This is a genomic window from Actinoplanes sp. NPDC026619 (assembly GCF_040638295.1).
GTDB lineage: Bacteria > Actinomycetota > Actinomycetes > Mycobacteriales > Micromonosporaceae > Actinoplanes.
Window position 1 is genome coordinate 58802 of record NZ_JBEZYA010000035.1, and the last position, 21902, is coordinate 80703.

Sequence of the window (21902 nt, forward strand, 5' to 3'; positions counted from 1 at the left end):
GATCCCCCCGGATGTCCGCCGGGTCCGGCCTGCCACGAGCGGCCGGGCTCGGCGGTTTTCATTTCACATGCTCCGGCGGACCTCGTCGACCGCCGCGATCGCCTCGGCCGGCACCGGGCCTGCGGCGATCAGATCGTCGGTCACCACGCGTAGCTGGTCGGGCAGGACCATGTCGTGCTCACGCGGGATCGGTCGATGCGGCCGACCCTCGGCGTCGGCGCCCAAGTCTGCGAGGAGCTGGACCAACCCGTACATCTGCTCGGCCTTGGCCTTCCATCGCTGCCCTTCCCAATGCCGCACCTGGTTGTGCAGGCGCTCGACGGAGGTCGCGAAATCGGTCACGCCGGCAGCATAAAACAGCGCCCGGACCGTGGGAGGACGGCCCGGGCGCTGCTCTATGAGGCTGATTGCTCAATGAAGAATGGCGTCAGTCTCTGCTGCTGCCCTGTAGATAGCTGAGCAGGCGCAGGATTTCCAGGTAGAGCCAGATCAGGCCGACCAGGATGCCGAACGCGCAGGTCCAGGAGTAACGCTGCGGCAGGCCCATCCGGACGCCCTGCTCGATCTGATCGAAGTCGAGGATGAAGCTGAGCGCCGCGACCACGATGCAGACGATGCTGAAGATGATGCCGATCGCGCCGTTGTCACGGATGCCGGTGTGCACACCGAACAACGACAGCACCAGGTTGATCAGCATGATCATGAACAGACCGCCCATGACGGCGATCAGGCCCTTGGTGAACTTCGGCGTCGCCCGGATCACCCGGAACTTGTAGAGCACCGCCATCATCAGGAACACGCCGAAGGTGGCGGTCACCGCCTGCAGGACGATGCCGTTGTAGAACGACTCGAACGCCTTGCTGACCAGACCGACGAACACACCCTCGATGACCGCGTAGGCCACCACGAGCGCCGGGTTGGCCATCCGGGAGAACGAGATCACGAAGCCGAGGATCAAACCGACGATCGCGGCACCGAACAGGGCCCCGCCGGCCACGCTGTCGGGGAACACGTTCCACGCGACGATGGCCGAGATGCCGGTGAGGCCGAGCAGAATGACGGTCTTGACGACCACGTCGTCGATCGTCATGGACTGGGCTACGGGCGGAGCCGCCTGGTATCCCTGCGTCGGGTACGGCTCGCTATATCCGTACCCGGCCGCCCGCTCACGCTCGGCCGCCTGGCCGAGGCGGGATAGCACCGGGTTCGAAGATTTCACTTGTCCAGCCTCCCTGAGATTGAACTGCCCCTCAAGGGTACGGGTCGCATGCTCGCGATGAGGGGGCCAGAAGCTGTGAGCAGGCTGAAAAAACAGCGGTCTAAACAGCCTGGTAGGTGCCCGGGGCGGGTCACGCAGAGCCTCTCAAACGTCTAGCACACCACACCACGCCAGCCCGGGCAGCTCGTCATCCAGGAGCGTGTCGCCTTGCCGCCGAGGCAGGAGTTCCGGGAAATTGGGTGAGCGCGACCATTAGGATTCGGACGCTGTGCGACCGTGGTCCGTCGTCCGGTCCGGCGGCGAGTCCCGGCAGGTGACCGGCTCCGGACCACGCCACTCAAGGCCAGATCGCCGGGAGGGTCACCGTCGACTTGACGAAACACCAGTATGTCTCGGCGTCGCGCAACAAAGATCAAGGCCACCTGCAAAGGAGCCGTTGAGATGGGGATCACGTTCGAGCGCGGATGTTCCCGGAATGGATGCACTGCGACTGGTCCGAGAGAGAGAAGATGATGGCCACCTACGGAAGGGACGTGACCGACGATGGCGCAACTGCTGCGCGTGACGCACGACACGTTCATCCCGCTTGAGCGAACCACGATGGTGGCCGCCGGCAAGACCGAGACAACCGACTTGGAACGCTGGATCAAAGATTGCCCACAGTTGATCGATGACACCCTCCTGGTGGTCACCAACCAGTTCGGTTCCTGGGCAGCAGCAAACGACGACGCGGCCCGGGAACGCCCCGACGTACTGGCATTGTCGACCAGCGGCGAACTCGTCGTCATGGAGCTCAAGCGCGACGGCGACCGGCGCATCCACTTGCAGGCCATCACCTACGGGGCGCTCGTAGCAGGTTTTACCAAAGAGACCCTCGCGCAGGCACACGCCGACTGGCTGGCCCGCGAACGCGACGAACGCATCAGCGCTGAGGAAGCGCTGGAGCGGCTCACTGCCCACGTCGACTCGCAGTGGAATGACGAACTTCTTACTCTCCCGCGGCTGCTGCTGGTCGCCGAGCACTTCCCCGCACAAGTTCTGACCACGGTCCAATGGCTGGCAACAGCGGCCCCTGCCATCACCATCGAATGCCACGAGTACCAGCTATTTCGCGACACGGACGGGCTCTGTGTCAGCTTCCAGCGGCTCTTCCCCGTCGACACCCTGGAAAATCGGCGCCTACGGCCCGCCGTGACCGCGGCCGCGAACGAGACCAGTGAACAGGTTGCAACCAACCGGCGCCGGGCACGATCGGCCAAGCTCATCGTCGAGCATGATCTGATCCCGGCGGGCGCGCTGATGACCCTTGAACTGGGTGGAGTCAGCCGTCCGGAGGTGAAAGCGCAGGTGGATGCGTGGCTCACCGAAAATCCTGATCGCGCCCGAATCACGTGGGTCAACGACCCGATACGGCCGCTCGTATGGGCCGTCGAACCCGACAAGACATGGACGCCTTCGGCCCTACGCAACACCATTTTCGCCCGCGCAGGAGCGCCAGAACCAAATTTCTCCGCTGGCGACACCTGGTGTTACCTGGGACGAACCTTGTGGTGGATCGCCTCCGAAGTGGAAGACGCTAGCGACGTTTGAAAGCCGGCCCTACCCAGCCACAGATGTCCCTTATCCCTGCAGCAGACTCCACCTCAGGCGCCAGCTAGACGGTAGTATCGTTCCGACGCTTCCGGGTAGCCCTCGCCGTGCAGCATGTCGCCCAGTTCGACGAACGCATCGCTATGACCGGCGTTAACCGCCTCGCGGCAGTAGGCCTCGGCTCGTTCGTCGTCGTGCTGCACGACGTACAGCATTGCCAAGTTGACCAGTGCACGCAGGTTTCCGGCGTCGGCTGCCTGGCGGTAGTGAATCTCCGCGCCGGCCAGGTCGCTCTCGTTCTCGAGCAAGAGGCCCAGGCCGATCAGTCCGTCCGTGTGACCCCACTTGATGGCGCGGTTGTAATGCTTGACGGCGGCGGCGCGATCCTGACGCTGTGCGGCGATGTCACCGAGCAGGACCTCGGCGTAGGGAAAGCGGGCCTTTGCCGCCGTCCGAAAGTTGGCCTCGGCGAGCTCCTGTTCGTCCCGTTGCTGGTGCAATAGGCCGAGGTCGATCAGGGAGCCCAGATGACCGGCGTCGACAGCTCGCTTATACAGGGTTTCTGCCTGTTCAAGGTCGCCCACCTGCATCCGCAGTGACGCGAGACCCGACCAACCGAGCCCGTGGCCCGCTTCGCCGGCATGCCGGTACGCCACTTCGGCCTCGGCCGTGTCACCCAACTCTTCCAGAAGCAGACCGAGTTCGGCGTACGCCTCGGTGCAGCCGCTGTAAACCGCCCGTTGGTAGTAGTCGGCGGCCGCGGACAGGTCGCCGTCCTCCGCGCTGTGGCGGGCGTACGTCATGAGGGCGTAGGTGTTAGCTCGTTCCGCAGCTCGCCGTACGCCGTGGTAGCCACCACCCTCGGCACGCTCGTACCAACATGCCGCCTCCTCGTCATCGCGGATCTCTGCATACAGCTCGCCAAGCCGGAAGGCGGCTTCCGGGTTGCCGCCGTCGGCGGCCTGCAGGTAGCACCGTTCCGCCTGCCGCAGGTCACCCAGACAATCGGCGGCCAGGCCGCGCGTCAACGGGTCACCATCCTCGCTGCCAACCGGCTCGACGTCCGCATCGAGCAGCAGATCAGCAAGGGCGAAGGAGTGGCTCTTCCACTGCATGGCCGCGCCCTTGCGCATCATGTCGAGGTTGAGCCGGCGTGCTGCCTCGACCACTCCGTCGAGGTCGAGGAGAAGCATGAAATTTCGGGCGCCTTCGACCGCCAGCCTCAGCACGCCCGGACGTACCGAATAAATCGTGTCTTGGACGACGGCGGCACCGAAGATTTCCACCATCTCGCCGAGGTCGGGCCAGCGCCGCTGCATCGTCGCCAGGTCGACGTTGAGCTCGAAGATCGTCCGGTGCTGCTCCTCGAACGGCGCCCAGACGTGCAGCGTCTCCAGCGAGTGCACGGTGATCGTGAATATCCGCGGCGAGGAATTCTTGTTGGTGTCGGGCGCGGCGCTGATCGACCAGCGGGAGAACTCGGTGTGGCGGGGGAGGGGTACGGTGCGGGCAAGGTAGCGACGGACCGCGGGCAGCATCGCAGCCAGCCGGGGATCGGCTTTGATCCGTTCGAATCTGACCTGATTGGCCATGCGGACCTGCGCCCGGTCGGGGCGAACCTCGTTACCGAGATCGTCGGACTCCGGAGAGGTAAACCACTCCTGCTGCCGCGCGGCCGAGACGAGCGAATCCAGGCTGCCCGCTCCGAGCCGTCCCGCAGCATGGGTCACGTTGCGGAGGAGAAACCCCTCGGCCTGCAGTGTCCGGATGGCCTGCTGCTCGAACTCGTCGAGGCTCGCCTGCGGGATGCGCCAGAAGTGCATCTCCGTGATATCGCCGTAGGTCTTGCGGTGATTGCCAAACCGGCGCACGACGTCGCGGGCCTGCCCGACATACAGCTGCCCGTTGTCGAACGCCAGGACGTAGATGCCGCAGCGGCCGTCGGAGGCGGGCAGCTGGTTGGCGACCGGTGGCGCGTCGACCACAACCACGTGTTGCGGGCGGGTCTGTGGCCACTGGCTGCTGAGCAAGGCGACGTGCTGACGTGGGGGCGCTTGCACTGACATGGCCACCTCAGTCGGCTCGAATTCGCTCGAGCTGAGGGGTATCTCCCCGCTGCCGGGTCGACAGCGCAAGCGCTCAGCCGTGGTTAGCTCGGTGAACCGGGTTGCAAGGCGACAACAACGCTGCGGACCTCGGCGTGTAAGTGTCTGAGCTCACCGGCAGTCAAGGCGAGTTCGTAGCTGTGGTGGTGCCCGGCCCGCGACAACGACCACCACAGCATGGCGACCCGCCGGGCGCTGCCAGCTTCGTGGTAGCGGCTGAGCATCAGGATCTGAGATCGGCGGCTGCGGCAGGCACCGACGGCCGGCGCGGTGGCCGTCCAGTAGATGTCCAGCGCCGATTCGAGGGCGAGCCGCAGGAGCCACGCGCAGGCTCGCGGCCACAGTCCGCGGGTTCCCGTGGCCGGGGCCGCCATGAGGTGTTCGGCCTCGCTGAGGTAAGTCTGGGGCGAGGTCATCGGGCGGCCTCGACCATGCGCGCGACATTCCCGACGAGTCGTTCCGGGTCGGCGACCGCGGCGCCGTGGGCACCTTCCTTGCATGCTCGGAAGGAGTCCGCGGCCCACGGGCCCAGGCGGTTGTTGAAGTAGCTGTACACCCGGTTGCCGGCGTCCGGGTCGTCGAAGAGGGCGAGCGCCGCAACCTGGGTGGTGGTTCTCGCAGAGTCGATCAGCATTTCGACGTCGCTGTGGCGTTCGCCGCGGCCGATGCGTACGGCTCTGATTCGCTGATGGAAGGCGGCCTCGAGGGCGGAGCGGCAGAAACTGGTGATCAGTGGCGAGCGTAGATCGGCGGGGATTTCGTCGGTTTTCGCCAGGGCACGAGCGTCGGCGAGATACCGCTCGGCGGGGTCGAGGTTCTTGCGGATCTCGACCTCGGAATTGACACGGCGGGTGACTTCCCAAATGACCGCGTCGATTTCGAGGCGGCGTACGGCTTCCGGGAGCCGGTCGTCATGGCTGAACACGACAACTTGTCGGTGTTGCGCGAGGTCGGCGAGAACTTGGGCGAGACCGTCGACCTTGGATGGATCCATGCTCTGCACGGGGTCGTCGATGATGAGGAACCGGAACGGGCTCGCCGCCGCGGTCGCGCGGGGCAGGAAGACGGCCAGTCCCAAGGCGTGCAGCTCGCCCTGGCTCATGACGGCCATAGCCGAGGTGGCGGTCCCGTCGACGGTAGCCGGGAAGGCGACCCGACGCCGGGTGCTGGTGCCGTCGAGTCTCATGCCGGCGAGTTCGACATTGCTCTCCTGGCGCAGCTGTTCCCAGATTTGCTGGGACTGGTTGGCGAACGGGGCGAGCTGAGCGGTCCGCAGATCGGCGATGGCCACTTTGAGCCAAGTGAGCGCGTCCTTGAGGAGGGTCAGCGGTTCCTCATCCTGCCGGGCGTCGCGCGCCGCCGTGAGCCAGTTGTGCAGTTCGGTTGCGTGTTCGCGCCAGGCGTCGTGTCTGGTGCGCAGCCAGTCGGCGGCGGCAGCACGCACGTTGTCGACGGCGGCACGCAAGGCCGGGTAATGCTCGCGAAGATGCTCGGCGAGCACCTGCGGGTCCGCGTCAAGGTCAACGGCACGCCACCGCTGCTCGGCGGTCGCCATTTCCTCGCCCATGACGGCGGGGAGATCGACGCCGTAGGACAGCAAGCGCGCCGCGTCCCGCCGGACAGCCCGTAGTTGCTCCTCGACCTCGCGGCGGGCACCTGCCTCGCGCCGCACCTGCCCGAGCCGTTGTTCGGCGGCGTCCCGCCAGGCTTGGTCGAGCGAGCCGGTGGTGCAGACCGGGCAGGCGCCGGCGCCGCGCCGGTCGAAGTGCTCGACCGCGGTCTGCAGCAGCCGGGTCAGTTCATCGGGGGCGGCGGGCATGTGGGCCAGCGCAGATCCGGCGGCGAGCAGCCGGTCCGCAATCTCGTCCGGAGGAGTGGGATCGGGGATGGCGGCGAGGCGCCGGTAGGCGGCAACTGCGGGGTTGGCTTCGTCGTCGTCGCTGAGTAGCTGGTCGAGCGCGTCGAGGTCTGGTTTGGTGGCGGCGAGCAGCTTTCCGGCGGCTCGGGCTCGGTCGTCGTCGACCTCGGCGAGCGCGGTCCGTAGGGCGAGCCGGCCGGTCCGGACGGTCTTGGCCCGGTCGTCGTAGATCTTGCGCGCATTCTTCAGCCGGGTCTCGGCGTCAGTGACCGGCTCGATCGCCAGTAGCGGCGCCATCGCGTCGAACAGCTCGCTGGGGCGGGACGATATGAGCCGGCCGAGGTCGTTGGCGGTGAGGAAGGGCCGGTAGGTGTCCAGCGGCTGCCGCCAGCCGAGCGCGTCGGCATCGGGCTGCGATGCCTCGGCCTGCCCGGGCTCGGTGGCGTCGGTGTCCCAGGTGCGCCGCAGTCGCAAGGGTGCCGCCACACCGTCGACCCGGGCGATCAAGTCGATCTCGCAGGGCGCTGAGGTGTGCAGGTTGCGCCAACCGTCGCGGAAGATGCTGTTGCGCTCGGCCCATCGCTGGCTGTCGCCGGTCAGCGCGAGTTCGATGGCCTCAGCGAAGCTGGACTTGCCGGAGCCGTTGCGGCCGACGATGAGGGTGAGACCGTTTTCCGGGCGCAGGTGCAGCGTCGCCTTCGGGCCGATGCCGCGGAAGCCGGCCACGCTCACCCGGTCGAGATAGACATCCGCCCGAGCGTCGGCGTCGTCGGTGCGGCGCGGCAGATGGGCGTCCTCGCCGGCCAGCACGGCCCGCAGCTCATCGTCGCCGGCGTACGCGCCGAGGATGACTTCGGCGAGCCGGTCGGGAGCGTTCGTGTCGGCCAGCCGGTCGAACAGAAAGTCGAGTAGTGCCTGATCTCTGGTCATCTGGTTCTCCCAGAACACGAGGGGATGGATAGCGCGGCTGTTCAGGCGGGCTCGTCGACGAGGCGTGCTCGGCTGAAGGCGGCCAGGATCCGCTGGTGGGTCTGGCGGGGAAGCGATCGTGATCCGGGTTCGCCCAGGGGCGTACCCGGGCGAGCCGGCGCCTTGGCCAGCAAGTCGTCCAGACCGCCGCGGGCGACCATCAGCAGACCGTGCGTCGCCCGAGTGCAGGTGACGGCAAGGCGCCCAAAGGCGGAGTTGAACTCGTCGAGCTGCTCGGCGCCGGAGAGCGGGTGGATGGCGATGGTGATCGCGTTGGTCTGTCCCTGCCAGGAGTCGACCGTCGACGCCACGAGGACCCCTTCGGGGAGGGCGTACTTGTCGGTCAGACGCTCAACCATGTCGGTCGCGTCGTCGACGAGTTGGTTACGGGTGGCCAGGATGACGATCAGCGGGTCGCCGTGCGGCGTCGCCGCGTCGGTGCGAACCGCGTCGAGCGGGGCGCCTTGGCTGTCGTAGCGGCGGGTGACGGTGCTGAAGCCGCCCTCAAGAAGGGGAGCGAGCAGATCCTCGACGACGCCCAGCACCGGAAGGTCGATGTCGACCGCCTCGGGGGCGGGCAGACCGTCGACTTCGAGGAGCGTGGGGTTTCCGGTGACGACGGAGTTCCAGACCACGGACGGCGTTCCGGTCAACGGCGGTAGCTCCACCGATCGGTCGCCGGGGGCCGCCACGCATTGGAGCTCATCCCAGTCGCTGTAGAAGGCTCGCCACAGCGGCAGCTGCGCGGCCGTGGGCCGCCACACCGCCGGGAGATCAACCACGCAGGTCGCTTCGTTCTTCTCGTAGGCGGTCGGCCAAGCCCGATAGGGGTTGTAGCCGGGGTCGCCGCGCCACGGGTTCTGGCTGGGGTCGATGGGCGGCAGCTGGCCCACATCACCGACGCCGACGGAGACGGGAGCCAGCCCCTCGACGGTCGAGTAGCGGTGCCGGGGCAGCTGCCAAGCCTCGTCGACGAACAGCACGTCGAAGGGCAATGAACCGTTGGCGGCCTCGCCGAGCTCGTTGAGCAGTCGTCGGCGCTCGCCGAAGGCGCCCAGCTTGTGCGATGTTCCGAGAACGACGTCGCACGAGGTCGGGATGGCGCTGGTCGTGGACGCGATGGACACGTTGTCGCGCACCTCTTGCGGGACGTCCGGGAGCCGGTCCCCCGCCACGAACAGGCAGACTCGTGCGGCGCCCAGCGCCTTGCCCAGATCACCGGCGAGCGGGAAGACCTGCTTGTTGGCGAAGGCGGTGACCGCGACACGGGTGCAGTCAGGGTGGTCGAGGGCCTCGCGGACCATGCGGACCAGCGCATACGACTTTCCGGCACCCGCGGCGGCCCGCAGCAGGATCTTGTCGAAGTCGGCCGAGCCGCTCAGGGCCGCGGTCAGGGCAGAGATAGCGCGCTGGGCGGCATCGATGTTGCCGCGAGCCGCCTGCTCGTGGTGGACGGCGTTCTCGGCCGATGCGGTCGGAACGGAGAGGGTGATGGTCACGGCTGTCAGTCCAGGTCGTCGAGGGTGAGGCGGTCGGGGACCGGCGGGTGCGGGTCTCCGGGCGGTTCGGCGGCGGGGCCGACGTCGAACCGCTCCTCGTCGACCAGCGGCGGCCACACCTCGGGGTTGAGTTCGCCGCGCTCCCGGCGCTGCGCCAGAAGATCCGACCACTCGGCCTCGGCGACGGTGTGCGGCTTGCAGCACCATCGGTGGCCCTCCGGGTCGGCCGCATAGGTAGCGGTGCCGCAGGCAGCCTTGGGCGCGGACTGGTTGTCGAGCGAGGGACGGCACACCGCGATCTCATGGCCGGAGCGAAAAGCCTTCCCGAACCAGGCAGTGTCGGCCAGGATCACCTCGTCGCCCACCGCCATGCTCGGCGTGACCGACGGCTGCCACAGCAGTCCGTCCTCACCTGCAACCTCGGTGAGCAGGCCGAGCGGGAACTGGCCGAGCTTGAACGACGTTTTCTGAATCTTCAGGGTCGTCGTGGGGTCCTCGACGAGGTTGCGACCTCCGATGTGCAGAGCAACGACCTGTGAACCGTGGACCAGACGGCGCGACCTGACCTCCAGCCGGATCGGGTCGACACTGATCACCGTCGCGAGGGCAATCTCGCGCACGCCGGCGTCGATGGCCTTGTCCCGCGCGGCGGACGCGTCGGTCAGACAGGTGAGCTGGTCCAGGCACTTGCGGTCGTCGTCCAGCATCCCGACCTGCGCGTTGCGCCAGTTCGGATAGGTGCGGGAGAACCGCACCAGGTCCGAGGCCTGCAACGCGAGTCGGCGGCCCCACACCTCCTGCGCGTCGCCTTCGAGGACGCGGTGCACTCCTCGCAGCTGCGAGGATGCGACGCCGTCAAGAACGGCCAGCGCCCGTCCGACCACCGCGATGCGGTAGTCCAACGCCTCTTGTACCAGCCCCTCGTACGTCGGCCGGTCCTTCTCCTGGCGCTGGGCGCGATGGATGGCATCCGACGCGTCGTTGGACAGCCGGGCGCCTGGGGTGTCCGAGCGCGTCGCGATGTCGTCGGACACCACGCGGTGATCGAGCGGCTCGGCCGCCTCCGCCCAGGTGACGAGGTAATCCAGCCTGCCCGCGTCCACCGCGGGGCCGCCCGGCACGACGTGCGCGGCCAGGACGGACCGCAGGTCGACGAGAGGCGTACGCAGACTCATCGCCCGGGCCCGGTCCTCCTCCAACAGGAAGCTCACCGCGACCCGCTCATCGCAGTCCAGCGGGTCGGGCAGTGTGGCCGGCTCACCGTCGAAGGTCAGCGCCGGACGGCCGGAGTTCAGGTCGTGCTGCCAGCGCAGCCGGCTCAACTCCACCCCGGCCAGGGAATCCGCGACCGTGGCCAGCAGATCGGCAGTCGGCCGGTCAGGGACGACCAGATGGACCGGGCCCAGTCCGCCCTCGAAGATCTCCCGGATGGCGCGGCCGAGGAGGCGCATCACGGCCCGCCGGGTCAGCGGAGACTGCGGTTCCTCGAAGACCCGCCGCACCCACGTCCCGGGCCCGTTCGCGTCGACGACCTGAACGGCGATGCCGTACACGCCGAGGGCCGCGGCGTCGGACTTCACCAGGATGACATTGATCGTGCCGGGCAGCCCGCACGGATCCGTACGCAGCCGGCCGGTCCAGTGCGGCAGACCGGTAACGGTGGCGGTGACCTGCGCGACGGTGCTGTGCGGCACATTATCGAATCGCCCGTCGGCGGTAACGATCGCCACCACAGCGGGCCGGGTGAGCCGATCGACGCCGATCTCGGTCAGCAGCGCCAGGGGGTCGTCGTCCGCGCGCAACTCCTGCCGGCACGAGGAGAACAGATTGCAGGTGACACAGCTGTGCGGATCGAAGTCGGCTTCCAGGCCGGCGACGTACGTTGCCAGGTCGTTCTCCGCCGGAGTGTCGTCGCCGAGCTTCTCCTTCACCGCCAGCCGTTCATCGGCGCGGGTGCGCACCTCATGCCGGTGGTCGTCGAGCAGTTCGACAACCGCCTCCGGTTGCAGGAAGGCGTTACGCGGCACCGCCAGCGCACCCGACCGATGAACGTGCATCCCATCGGGAAGCTTGCTCCACGCCGCGGCGGACTCGGCGCCGAGAGCAACCTGCAGGAAGCCCTTGAGCATCCGGCCGTCGTCGATGCGGGAGCGGACCCGCTCGTAGTCCTTGGCGTCTCCCATGATCAACCAAGATCCGGCCGGACGGCCTTCGTCAGCCGGGCGAGGGCAGACAATCGCGAAGTCCGGCTGGATCGCGGTGGCGCCGGCGACGTCCTCAAGGCTGAGATACGGCACCGCCAGAGCGGTCAGCATGGTGGCCTCACCAGCGAGTACGGCCTTGCGGTGCGCCTGCTCGAGCTCCTTCGCCGTGATGTCGACGGCGCCGTGACAGTCTCGCCGACGCACCCCCACCGGGCGAGCCAGGCCGAGCCGTCCCACGGTTTTGGTCAGCAGCTCGGCGACGAACCGTTCGGAGCGCACGAGCGTCTCGAAGGTCATCGCTCGCATCCAGCGGGCTTCCGGGATCCCAGCGCTCGTGTCCGGGTGGCCGATGTGCGCGGCAAGAGCCTTGCGGGTCTTGCGGGTGATGAAGGGATCGGTCAGCCGGAATCGCTCACACCCGGCATGCGCCGACGCGGCTACGGCACTCGTTCCCCCTCCGGACTGCAGTCCACCCATGTACCGCTCCCTCGCTCTTCTCGGGTTCCCACGCGTGGTATCGGACGTCTGCGCGGTGACATAACTTCTTCCGCGGCCTCGACGTCTGGCCCCAGACACCACGTGGAACGCCGTGGACACGACACATAGAAACACCGCATGAAAGCTGTGTCAACACACATACCTCTTGACAGTCGCGTACACTGCCTCTCGTGCAACAGACAGCGAGAGTGACCGCAGCCGACATCGCCCGGCTTGCCGGCGTCGGACGAGCCGCGGTCAGCAACTGGCGCAAGCGCTACGGCTCCTTCCCCGACCCGGTGGGAGGCACCGCCGCGAGCCCGCAATTCGACCTCGACCAGGTCGAACAGTGGCTCGCGGAGAACGACAAGCTGCCAGCCGTCGCGGACGAGGACCGGCTCTGGCGTAACCTGCTGGCGGCAGCCGGCGACCCCGCCGAAGCTCTCGCCGCCGCCGGTGAACACCTCAACGGCACCCGGCCTCTGCCGTTCGAGACGCTGCGCCCCGACCTCGATGCGTTTACGACAAAACACGGGGTCCGCGCCGCGTTCGCGCACCTGTGGGCGAGGTTCGCCGACCTACCCGGCCAGCGCGCCGTCACCACCCCAGACGCCCTGGGGCAGCTGATGATCGGGCTCGCCGTCGTTCGGGACCGCACCGTCCTGGACCCGGCGTGCGGCACCGGCCGACTGCTGCGCGCTGCGGCCGAGGCCGGCGCCGCCACTGTCTACGGTCAGGACAACGACCAGGCCGCCACCCGCCTGGCCCGGCTCTGGCTCGGCATCGAAGACCTGACCGGTGAGATCCGCACCGGTGACTCCCTACGCGACGACGCCTTCGGTGACCTCACCGTCGACGCGGTGGTCGCCAACCTCCCGTTCGGCCTGACCAACTGGGGGCACGAAGCACTGGGCTACGACCGCCGCTGGGAGTTCGGCGTGCCGCCGCGCACTGAATCGGAACTGGCCTGGGTGCAGCACGCGCTCGCGCACCTGAAACCGGACGGGACCGCCGTACTCCTCATGCCGCCATCGGCCGCCGGCCGCCGCGCCGGCCGGCGCATCCGCGCCGAGCTGCTGCGCCGCGGCGCCCTACGCGCGATCATCGCCCTTCCTCCCGGAGCTGCCGCGCCGCACGCCATCGGGCTCCACCTGTGGATCCTGCACCGTACGCCGCGAGCCGCCCCGACCGTCCTACTCGTCGACGCCTCAGCGCTGGATCTGGACGCCGCCTACCACCAGGCCAAGATCACCGTCGAACGGTTCCTGGACGGCGCGGACCCGGCCGACCCGATCGCCCATCCGGTGCCGGTAATCGACCTGCTGGACGAAGAGGTCGACCTCTCCCCCGGCCGCCGAGCCCCCGCCGAAGCATCCCATCCGGATCTGGCGGACGAGTTACACGAAACCGGGAGCCGCCTCGCCACGCTTGTCGACCGCCTTCCCTCACTGCTACCCAGCATGGTCACTGAGGCATCCGCAGGCGCGACCAGACCCACCGTCTCGATCGCCGACCTGGCGCGCGGCGGAGCGCTCGAGATCCTCGGACCTATACGAGGCGGCGACGACGGCGACCCCGCGCAGGCGCCCATCCTCACCGCACAGGACATCGTGATGGGGCGGCCGGCGTCCGGCACCGCGGAAGACACCATCAACCAGCGGATCTCCGTACACGAAGGCGACGTCGTCGTACCAGTGATCTCCCGGCAGATGACCGCCCGCGTAGTCGCCGAAGGCGGCGCACTGCTGGGCCGCCACATCTTCCTGCTGCGCCCCAACCCGGACGTGCTCGACCCCTGGTTCCTGGCCGGGCACCTGCGCACCTCGTCCAATGAACGCCATGCCAGCAGTCTCTCCGGCACACTGCGGCTGGACGTTCGACGCGCTCAAGTGCCACGAATACCGATTGTGGAGCAACGCAGCCACGGCGAAGTCTTCCGGCGACTGGACGAGTTGAACGACACGATGCAGCGGGCTGCCGCCTTCAGCGCCGATTTGACGCGACTGACGGCCGACGGCCTCGCCTCCGGCAAGCTGAACCCCACCAAGAAGAAGATCGAGGAAGGACCCCGGTGAGCACCGATCACCAGAAACTGGCGGACCTGATCTGGCAGGTCGCCGACCTGCTCCGCGGCGACTACAAGCGGTCCGAGTACGGCCGGGTGATCCTGCCGCTGACCATGCTGCGCCGCCTCGACTGGGTCCTCGAACCGACCAAGGACGCCGTGCTCGCCCGACATCAGCAGCTCAAGTCCGCCGGGGTGCAGAACATGGACCCCGTGCTGCGCAAGAGCGCCGGGCTCACGTTCTACAACACCAGCCAGCTGAACTTCCGCAACCTGCTGGCCGACCAGGACCACGTCGCGACCAACCTGCGCTCCTACATCGGCGGCTTCTCGCCCGGCGCGGTCGACGTGCTCGACAAGTACGGCTTCGACACCCAGATCACCCGCCTGGACGAGGCCGGGCTGCTCTACCAGGTAGTCAGCAAGTTCGTCGAAATCGACCTGCGACCCGAGGCCGTCAGCAACCATCAGATGGGCTACCTGTTCGAGGAGCTCGTCCGGAAGTTCTCCGAGATCAGCAACGAGACCGCCGGTGAACACTTCACCCCGCGCGAGGTCATCAAACTGATGGTCAACCTACTGCTCGCCCCGGACGAGGACGACCTGGTCACCCCGGGCATCGTCCGCAAGGTCTACGACCCGGCCTGCGGCACCGGCGGCATGCTCAGCGAGGCCCAGGACCACATCGAAAAGCACAACTCGCACGCCACCGTCGAGGTCTACGGCCAGGAACTCAACGGCGAGACGTACGCGATCTGCCGCTCCGACATGATGATGAAGGGCGGCGACCCCAACAAGATCGCGTACGGCAACTCGTTCAGCCAGGACGGTCACGAGGGCGAACGCTTCGATTACATGCTCGCCAACCCGCCGTTCGGCGTGGAGTGGAAGAAGGTCGAAAAGTTCGTCAAGGACGAGGCGGCGCGCGGCCACGCGGGGCGCTTCGGCGCCGGGCTGCCCCGGATCAACGACGGCTCGCTACTGTTCCTCCAGCACATGATCTCGAAGATGAAGCGCCCGGAAGACGGCGGCAGCCGGCTAGCAATCGTCTTCAACGGCTCCCCGTTGTTCAGCGGCGCGGCCGGCTCCGGCGAGTCGGAGATCCGTCGCTGGATCTTGGAGAACGACCTGCTCGAAGGCATCGTCGCCCTGCCCGACCAGCTCTTCTACAACACCGGCATCTCCACCTACTTCTGGATCCTCACCAACCGCAAGCCCCCGGAACGCCGCAAGAAGGTCGTGCTGCTCGACGGCCACGACTACTGGGTCAAGATGCGCAAGAGCCTCGGCGACAAGCGCAAAATGCTCAACGCCGACCACATCGCGGCGCTCACCAAGGCCTACGTCAATGCCCTGTCCATCGCCGATGACCCTGCGCATGAGCAACACAGTAAGGTCAAGGTTTTCAAGACCACCGACTTCGGCTACCAGCGCATCACCGTCGAGCGCCCGCTGCGCTTGCGCTTCGAGATCACCGAAGAGACGCTCGCTCTGCTCGCTGACGCCAAACCCATTCTTCGGTACGCCGATAGCGAGGCCCTGCTGACCACAGTGAAGTCCCTGCTCGGCACGGCGGCGAGCACCCGCTCGGAGTTCGCGATGAAGCTTGCCGCGCTCGGCAAGCTCCCAGCTCCCGTGGAGAAGGCCATCTGGGAAGCGTTCTCGATCAGCGGCCCGGACGGCGAGGTGCAGACCGACCGCAAGAGCAACCCGCTGCCGGACGCCGACCTGCGCGACAATGAGAACGTCCCGCTGAACGAGGACATCAGCGACTACCTGAAGCGCGAAGTCCTCCCACACGTCCCCGACGCCTGGATCGACGAGCCCAAGACGAAGACTGGCTACGAGATCCCCTTCACCCGCCACTTCTACGTCTATCAGCCACCGCGGCAGCTTATCGAAATCGATGCCGAGATCAGGGCGCTGGAAGCGCAGATTCAGAATCTTCTGGGTGAGGTGACGAAGTGACCACAGGGCTCGCCGGCCTTGAGTTGCCTGTCGGATGGCAATGGCGGCCACTGAAGCACGCGGTCCGTGCCGCCAATCGAGGCTCCGCGCCGGATTATGTCGACGACGGCCCGGTCTGGGCCGTTAGCCAAGCTGTGAACCAGCCAAATCGGCTGGATTGGGATCGGGCCCGCTTTCACGGAGGCTCGCGGGTCGCGGGACTCAAAGGGTTATTGGCTGCCGAGGACATCCTCATCAACTCTACTGGACGCGGCACCCTAGGCAGAGTCGGCTACTTCACCGGAAGTCCCGACGATCGTCCAGCTATGGCCGATGGACACGTCACTCGGGTTAGGGCTAACACGGAGATACTGCATCCCCGATTCGGGTTTTACTACTTCTCGTCCGAGCCGTTCCAGCACTACATCTACTCGGCGCTGATCGTCGGAGCCACGAACCAAATCGAGTTGGTCGGAGAGAGACTTGGCAGTGCACCTGTAGCGATTCCTCCGATGGAGGAGCAGCGGCGAATCGCTGACTTCCTCGACGCGCAGGTTGGCAAGTTCGAGCGTCTGAGAGCTGCTCTCGCGTCTGCGGATGCGTTGGCTCGGGAGCATCGCATTTCGGTCATCAATGGCGTATGGGATTTCGATTCGCCGAGCGTTCGCCTCGGCTATAGGGTAAGCCTTGCTACCAGCGGGTCACGTTCCTGGTCCGAGCTTGTCGGTGAAAGTGGAGACGTCTTCTTCAGGAGCGCCAACCTGCGACGTGACGGAATCAATCCGAACCTGACTTCTGTGGTCTACGTCGACCCGCCAGCCAAGGTGGCGGTCGAAGCCGGTAGAGCGCGGATCCGCTGTGGCGATGTCTTGATCGGTATCACTGGCGCCAACACGGGTTGGATTTCGCTCGCGGGGCCATCTGTCGCGGGCGGCTACGTGAGTCAACATGTATGTCTTGTGCGTCCGGCTGCCGCGGCCCATGCTCAATGGCTGGCCTATGTGATGAGTTCAACTAGGGTTCAGCAAAGCCTCTTTGCCTCCCAGTATGGAGGCACAAAAACACAGTTATCGTTGCCGGATGTTCGCAACATTCGAATTCCCGTCCATCCGACTGATGTTCAGCAATTGACTGCTAAGCGCATCGAGAACGAAATCGGCAGAATTGACTCCCTGCGTGTAGCCCGGAACCGGCAGAGTGTTCTTCTCGAGGAAAGGTTGAATGCTTTGATCACCGGCGTGGTTACTGGTCAGATTGACGTTACTACGGCTCGGGGAGTGGATTGATGTGAGTGTGCACGGGGAGGGTTCGTTCGAGGTGGCTATCGAGCAGGTGCTGCTCGATAGCCGCTGGCTGCGGGGGATTCCGGGGAACTATGACCGGCACCTCGGGCTGGACACTTCGGAGCTGTTCGCGTTCATCGGGGCGACGCAGAACGACGCGTGGCTGAAGCTGGTCGCCTACCACGGGAACGACGTCGCCGAGACGCAGCGGCACTTCAAAGAATACCTGGCCAGGCAGATCGACGAGCGGGGGCCGCTTGACGTGCTGCGGCGTGGGATCAAGGACAAGGGGATCCTGTTCCGGCTGGCGTACTTCAAGCCGGCGCACTCGATCACCGACGACGCACTGAAGCTGTACCGGGCGAACCGGCTCACCGTGACCCGGCAGCTGCACTTCTCCGCGCACGACGAGAAGAGCCTCGACCTTGCCCTCTTCGTGAACGGCATCCCGCTGGCCACTGCGGAACTCAAGAATCCGCTGACCAACCAGACCGTCGAGGACGCCAAGAAGCAGTACCGCGAGAAACGAGACCCGAAGGAACTGCTGTTCTCACGGCGTACCCTCGTGCATTTTGCTGTTGATCCTGATCTGGTTTTCGTGACGACGAAGCTGGCGGGGGCGAAGACCCGGTTCCTGCCGTTCAACACCGGGTCGGACGGGCCCGGGGTGTCCGGCGGGGCGGGCAACCCGGCGGCCGAGGGTTACCGGAGCGCCTACCTGTGGGAGCAGATCTGGCATCCGGACACGTGGATGGATCTGATGCGGCGGTTCCTGCACACCGACAAGGAGTCGCGAGCGCTGATCTTCCCGCGCTACCACCAGTGGCATGCGGTCACCGCGCTGACCGACCATGCCGCCGCGCACGGTTCTGGCGACAACTACCTGGTCATGCACTCGGCCGGGTCGGGCAAGTCGAACACCATCGCCTGGCTGGCGCACCGGCTGTCCAGCCTGCACACCGTCCGGGCGATCACGGAAAAGGACATCAAGGCGAACGAGCCGGTGTTCGACAAGGTCATCATCATCACCGACCGGGTGGTGCTGGACCGGCAGTTGCAGGACACGGTGTTCCAGTTCGAGCACGTGCCCGGTGTGGTGCAGCGCATCGACAAGGACTCCAACCAGCTTGCCGCCGCTCTGTCCGGGGAGACCGCCAAGGTCGTCATCAGCACGATGCAGAAATTCGGTTTCATTCTGGACAAGGTGGATGGGCTGCGCGGCAAGCGGTTCGCGGTGATCGTGGACGAGGCGCACTCGTCGCAGTCCGGGGACAACGCCGCCTCGATGAAGAAGGTGCTGCTGCGTAAGGGCAGCGACGACATCGACGACGACGGGGACCCGCTGACCGCGTCGGCGCTGGCCCGGGGCCGGCACGAGACGCTGTCGTACTTCGCGTTCACCGCGACGCCGAAACCGAAGACCCTGGAACTGTTCGGGACGCTGGGTGACGACGGGAATATGCACCCGTTCCACACGTACTCGATGCGGCAGGCGATCGAGGAGGGCTTCATCCTCGACGTGCTCCGGCAGTACATGGACTACGACGTGTACTGGAAGCTGGCGAACGCCAACCCGGAGGATCCTGAGGTCGATCCGAAAAAGGCGTCGTCGCAGCTGGCCCGGTTCGCGGTGCTGCACCCGACGATGATGGCGCAGAAGGCTGAGATCATCGTCGAGCACTTCCGCAGGCACACCGCGCCGCTGCTGGGCGGCCGTGCCAAGGCGATGGTGGTGACCGGCGGCCGGGAGGCGGCGGTCAAGCTCTACACCGCGATCAACAAGTACATCGAGACCAACGGCTACATCGGTTGTGCGGCCCTGGTTGCCTTCTCCGGCGAACTCAAGATCGGCAACGAGGCGGAGGTGACCGAGGCGCGGCTCAACGGCTTCGGCGAGAGCGAGCTGCCGGAACGGTTCGGCTACACGGCCGCCGACGACAAGCACGCCGGGACGCCCAAGGCCAAGCAGCCGGTCGAGTTCAAGATCCTGGTGGTGGCGGAGAAGTATCAGACCGGCTTCGACCAGCCGCTGCTCACCACGATGTACGTGGACAAGCCGCTCAAGGGCGTGGCCGCGGTGCAGACCCTGTCCCGGCTCAACCGGATCCACCCGCTCAAGGCGCAGGGTGACGTGTTCGTGCTGGACTTCGTCAACAAGGCCGACGACATCGCCGACCAGTTCAAGCCGTACTTCGAAACCGCCGCGACGGTGCCGACCGACCCGAACCTGCTCTACCGGGCCGAGGGCGCAGTCATGTCGTACCCGCTGCTGGTGAAATCGGAGATGCAGGCGTACGCCGAAGCTCTGCTCGAAGCCGAAGGCAAGGCGAAGAACGACGCCGCGCTGGCGAAGGCGCACCAGGCGCTCTACCGCTTCACCGACCCGGCGCGCGACCGCTACATCGCGCTCGCCGCCGACGACCCGGAGGCCGCCGACGGGTTCCGCACCGCTCTGCGGGACTACGTCCGGATGTACGCGTTCCTTTCCCAGGTGGTGCCCTACCAGGACCAGGACCTCGAACGGCTCTATCTGTACGGCCGGGCGCTGCTGAACCGGCTGCCACGCCGGCAGGACCCGTCGGTCGACATCGGCGAGGTGCAGCTGACCCACCTGCGGCTGACCGCGGGCGTCGCGCAGGACAAGGCGCTGGAGGCCGAAGGGGAGCAGATGCTGCCCGGCTTCACCGGTGGCGGCGCCGGGCCGCAGAACGACCCCGACAAGGTCGCCCTGTCCGAGTTGATCGACGACCTCAACGACCGGTTCGGGATGGGCCTGGGCGAGGGCGACAAGGTGTGGTTTGAGCAGCAGGTCGTTGCGCTCGCCGACGACGGGGCTGTCGAAGCCGCCGCGCTCGTCAACGACGAGAGCAACTTCGGCGTGGTGTGCGAGAAACGCATCGAAGATGTGATCCTGTCTCGGCACGACGACAACGGGAAGCTAATGCAGCGATATCTGGACGACGACACGCTTCGCAGCCACATGAACCAGTTCGCGCGCAGCCAGGCGTACAAGTTGATCCGGCGCAAGCACGGCCTGACCTGACGGGAGACAGGTGCTGCAGGCGGGAACGCGGATCGCCGACCGGTACGAGCTGACGTACCCGGTGGGCAGCGGCGGCATGGGGCACGTCTGGGCCGGCTACGACGAACGACTCGACCGGCCCGTCGCTGTCAAATTCCTCAAACCCGGTCTCGCCGTCGAAGCTGACCGCCACGACGTCGTCGAGCGGTTCCAGCGGGAAGCGCGCATCACCGCGCGTCTCGACCACCCCGGAGTGCCCACGGTGCACGACGCCGGGGTGTTCGGCGACGACTTGTACATCGTCATGCAGCTTGTGCCCGGCACCTTGTTCACCGACCTGGTCGCCGAGAACGGACCGCTGCCCGTGCCGTGGGTGGCGGCCATCGGCGCGCAGATCTGTTCGGTGCTCGCCGCCGCACACGCCGCGTCGCTGGTGCACCGCGACCTCAAGCCCAACAATCTGATCCTCGGACCGACCGGCCTGGTCAAGGTGCTTGATTTCGGGGTGGCGGCGGTGCTCGACACCGACCTGCCGAAGCTCACGGTAACCGGCGAGACCATCGGCACCCCGACCTACATGGCGCCGGAACAGGCGCTCGGCAGCTCGTCGGTCGGCCCCCGCGCCGACCTTTACGCGCTCGGCTGCGTTCTATACGAACTGCTCGTCGGGGATCCGCCGTATCTGGCGGACAACGCGCTCGGCATGCTGCACCAGCACCTCGAGTCACCCATCCCGCACGTCGCGGACTCCCGTGACGACGTGCCCGCGCAACTCGACAAGCTCATCGTCACGCTGCTCGCCAAGGACCCGCAAGGCCGGCCCGATTCGGCCGCGGTCGTCTACCGACAGCTGCTGCAGTGGGCCAGCGCCGAGCTGCCTGACCTGGCCAAGGCGCCGCCCGAGCACAGCGCCGCTGATCCGACGTCTCCGCATCGGTTTCCGTTCGGGCCTCTGCCTCGCGACACGATCGCCCGGGCACGTCCGGCCGCCTCCGCCGCGCCCGCGAGCATCCCGAGCCTCAACGACGTGCACGCCGTCCGCGCGCAGGCGCTTGCCCTAGCCGACGACGACAGGTTCGGCCAGGCGGCGGATGCCTTGCAGACGATGCTGCGCCGGGCCGCCCCGATCTACGGGCAGCGATCGCCGGAGATTCTCGAGGCTCGGCTGGACTATGCCGGAATGCTCATGCTGGCCGGCGATTTCCGCACGGCGCTGGTCACGTTCGAGCAGCTCATCACCGACCTGACGGCTCAGTACGGCCCCGAACACCAGGCAGTGCGGGAATGCCGACTGCAGGTGGCAACGTGCCAGGCCGAACTGGGGGAAGCCACCGAGGCCCTGCGCACGCTGCAGGATCTCCTGCGTGAATCCCCCGATGCGGAGGGCTTCCCGCTGCGCACCCAGATGGCCGTGATCACGGCCGGCGTCGGGCAGGTTGACGAGGCCTTCCAGCAACTCGACGCACTCCTGGCCGACATGCGATCGATGTTCGGGACGGATCCCATGGAGATCGCCGAAGTGGAAGCCCTGCGAGATCATCTTCGGCGTCTCGCTGACGAGGGCTGAGAGCAAGCGGTTCATCGGTGCCGCCTATGTCGGCGGCAAGATTTCTTTGCTTTGCCGCGCCCCTCGTGTACGCGTTCGGCAAGTACCTGGTCTGTTG

At 66.7% G+C, this 21902-nt stretch carries 13 protein-coding genes; 6 read left to right on the forward strand and 7 right to left on the reverse strand.

Features of this window, described 5'->3' with window-relative positions; all coding sequences use genetic code 11:
- Positions 1–63: 63 nt before the first annotated feature.
- Together AB0E90_RS44770 and AB0E90_RS44775 are read right to left on the reverse strand one after the other, a co-directional pair.
- Entirely contained in the window at positions 64–342 is a 279-nt protein-coding gene (locus AB0E90_RS44770) for a hypothetical protein (RefSeq protein WP_360418509.1), read from the reverse strand.
- An 85-nt stretch (positions 343–427) separates the two neighbouring features.
- Positions 428–1219 (reverse strand): Bax inhibitor-1/YccA family protein, encoded by a 792-nt coding sequence (locus AB0E90_RS44775; protein WP_360418511.1) that lies wholly within the window; start codon positions 1217–1219, stop codon positions 428–430.
- Positions 1220–1762: 543 nt separating this feature from the next.
- On the opposite strand from AB0E90_RS44775, the gene AB0E90_RS44780 reads away from it, so the two are divergent.
- Positions 1763–2809, forward strand: coding sequence for a hypothetical protein (locus AB0E90_RS44780; protein ID WP_360418513.1), 1047 nt, complete (start codon positions 1763–1765; stop codon positions 2807–2809).
- Positions 2810–2862: 53 nt separating this feature from the next.
- Here the strand turns inward: AB0E90_RS44780 and AB0E90_RS44785 are convergent, their stop codons facing one another.
- From AB0E90_RS44785 to AB0E90_RS44805, 5 genes are all read right to left on the reverse strand, one after another.
- On the reverse strand, positions 2863–4839 hold the full coding sequence (locus tag AB0E90_RS44785; protein ID WP_360418515.1) for a tetratricopeptide repeat protein: 1977 nt from the start codon (positions 4837–4839) through the stop codon (positions 2863–2865).
- Between the two features lie 119 nt (positions 4840–4958).
- Positions 4959–5330: a hypothetical protein gene (locus tag AB0E90_RS44790; protein WP_360418517.1), complete on the reverse strand. Its 372-nt coding sequence runs from the start codon at positions 5328–5330 to the stop codon at positions 4959–4961.
- Positions 5327–7702 carry an AAA family ATPase gene (locus AB0E90_RS44795; protein ID WP_360418519.1) on the reverse strand — a complete coding sequence of 792 codons (2376 nt, stop codon included), beginning with the start codon at positions 7700–7702 and terminating at the stop codon, positions 5327–5329. Before AB0E90_RS44795 ends, AB0E90_RS44790 begins: the two co-directional genes overlap by 4 nt.
- Positions 7703–7743: 41 nt before the next feature.
- Entirely contained in the window at positions 7744–9240 is a 1497-nt protein-coding gene (locus AB0E90_RS44800) for a hypothetical protein (RefSeq protein WP_360418521.1), read from the reverse strand.
- A 5-nt stretch (positions 9241–9245) separates the two neighbouring features.
- Complete coding sequence (locus tag AB0E90_RS44805) at positions 9246–11921, reverse strand: hypothetical protein (protein ID WP_360418523.1); 2676 nt, start codon at positions 11919–11921, stop codon at positions 9246–9248.
- A 191-nt stretch (positions 11922–12112) separates the two neighbouring features.
- On the opposite strand from AB0E90_RS44805, the gene AB0E90_RS44810 reads away from it, so the two are divergent.
- Genes AB0E90_RS44810 through AB0E90_RS44830 form a run of 5 tightly spaced genes read left to right on the forward strand, consistent with a single transcriptional unit; the run spans position 12113 to position 21805 of the window.
- A complete protein-coding gene (locus AB0E90_RS44810; RefSeq protein ID WP_360418525.1) occupies positions 12113–13996 on the forward strand; it encodes an N-6 DNA methylase in 1884 nt (627 codons plus the stop codon).
- Positions 13993–15954, forward strand: a complete 1962-nt coding sequence (locus AB0E90_RS44815) for a class I SAM-dependent DNA methyltransferase (RefSeq protein WP_360418527.1) — start codon at positions 13993–13995, stop codon at positions 15952–15954. The genes AB0E90_RS44810 and AB0E90_RS44815 overlap by 4 nt, the downstream gene beginning before the upstream one ends.
- Positions 15951–17219 (forward strand): restriction endonuclease subunit S, encoded by a 1269-nt coding sequence (locus AB0E90_RS44820; RefSeq protein WP_360418529.1) that lies wholly within the window; start codon positions 15951–15953, stop codon positions 17217–17219. Before AB0E90_RS44815 ends, AB0E90_RS44820 begins: the two co-directional genes overlap by 4 nt.
- A gap of 31 nt (positions 17220–17250) precedes the next feature.
- On the forward strand, positions 17251–20259 hold the full coding sequence (locus AB0E90_RS44825; protein WP_360418531.1) for a type I restriction endonuclease: 3009 nt from the start codon (positions 17251–17253) through the stop codon (positions 20257–20259).
- A 10-nt stretch (positions 20260–20269) separates the two neighbouring features.
- Positions 20270–21805, forward strand: coding sequence for a protein kinase (locus tag AB0E90_RS44830; RefSeq protein ID WP_360418533.1), 1536 nt, complete (start codon positions 20270–20272; stop codon positions 21803–21805).
- Positions 21806–21902: the final 97 nt, after the last annotated feature.

What these genes read in the sequence shown, in the direction of transcription:
- AB0E90_RS44780 (WP_360418513.1), top strand. Translation starts at nt 1,763, where the DNA reads ATGGCGCAACTGCTGCGCGTGACGCACGACACGTTCATCCCGCTTGAG.
- AB0E90_RS44790 (WP_360418517.1), bottom strand. Translation starts at nt 5,330, where the DNA reads ATGACCTCGCCCCAGACTTACCTCAGCGAGGCCGAACACCTCATGGCG.
- AB0E90_RS44795 (WP_360418519.1), bottom strand. Translation starts at nt 7,702, where the DNA reads ATGACCAGAGATCAGGCACTACTCGACTTTCTGTTCGACCGGCTGGCC.
- AB0E90_RS44805 (WP_360418523.1), bottom strand. Translation starts at nt 11,921, where the DNA reads ATGGGTGGACTGCAGTCCGGAGGGGGAACGAGTGCCGTAGCCGCGTCG.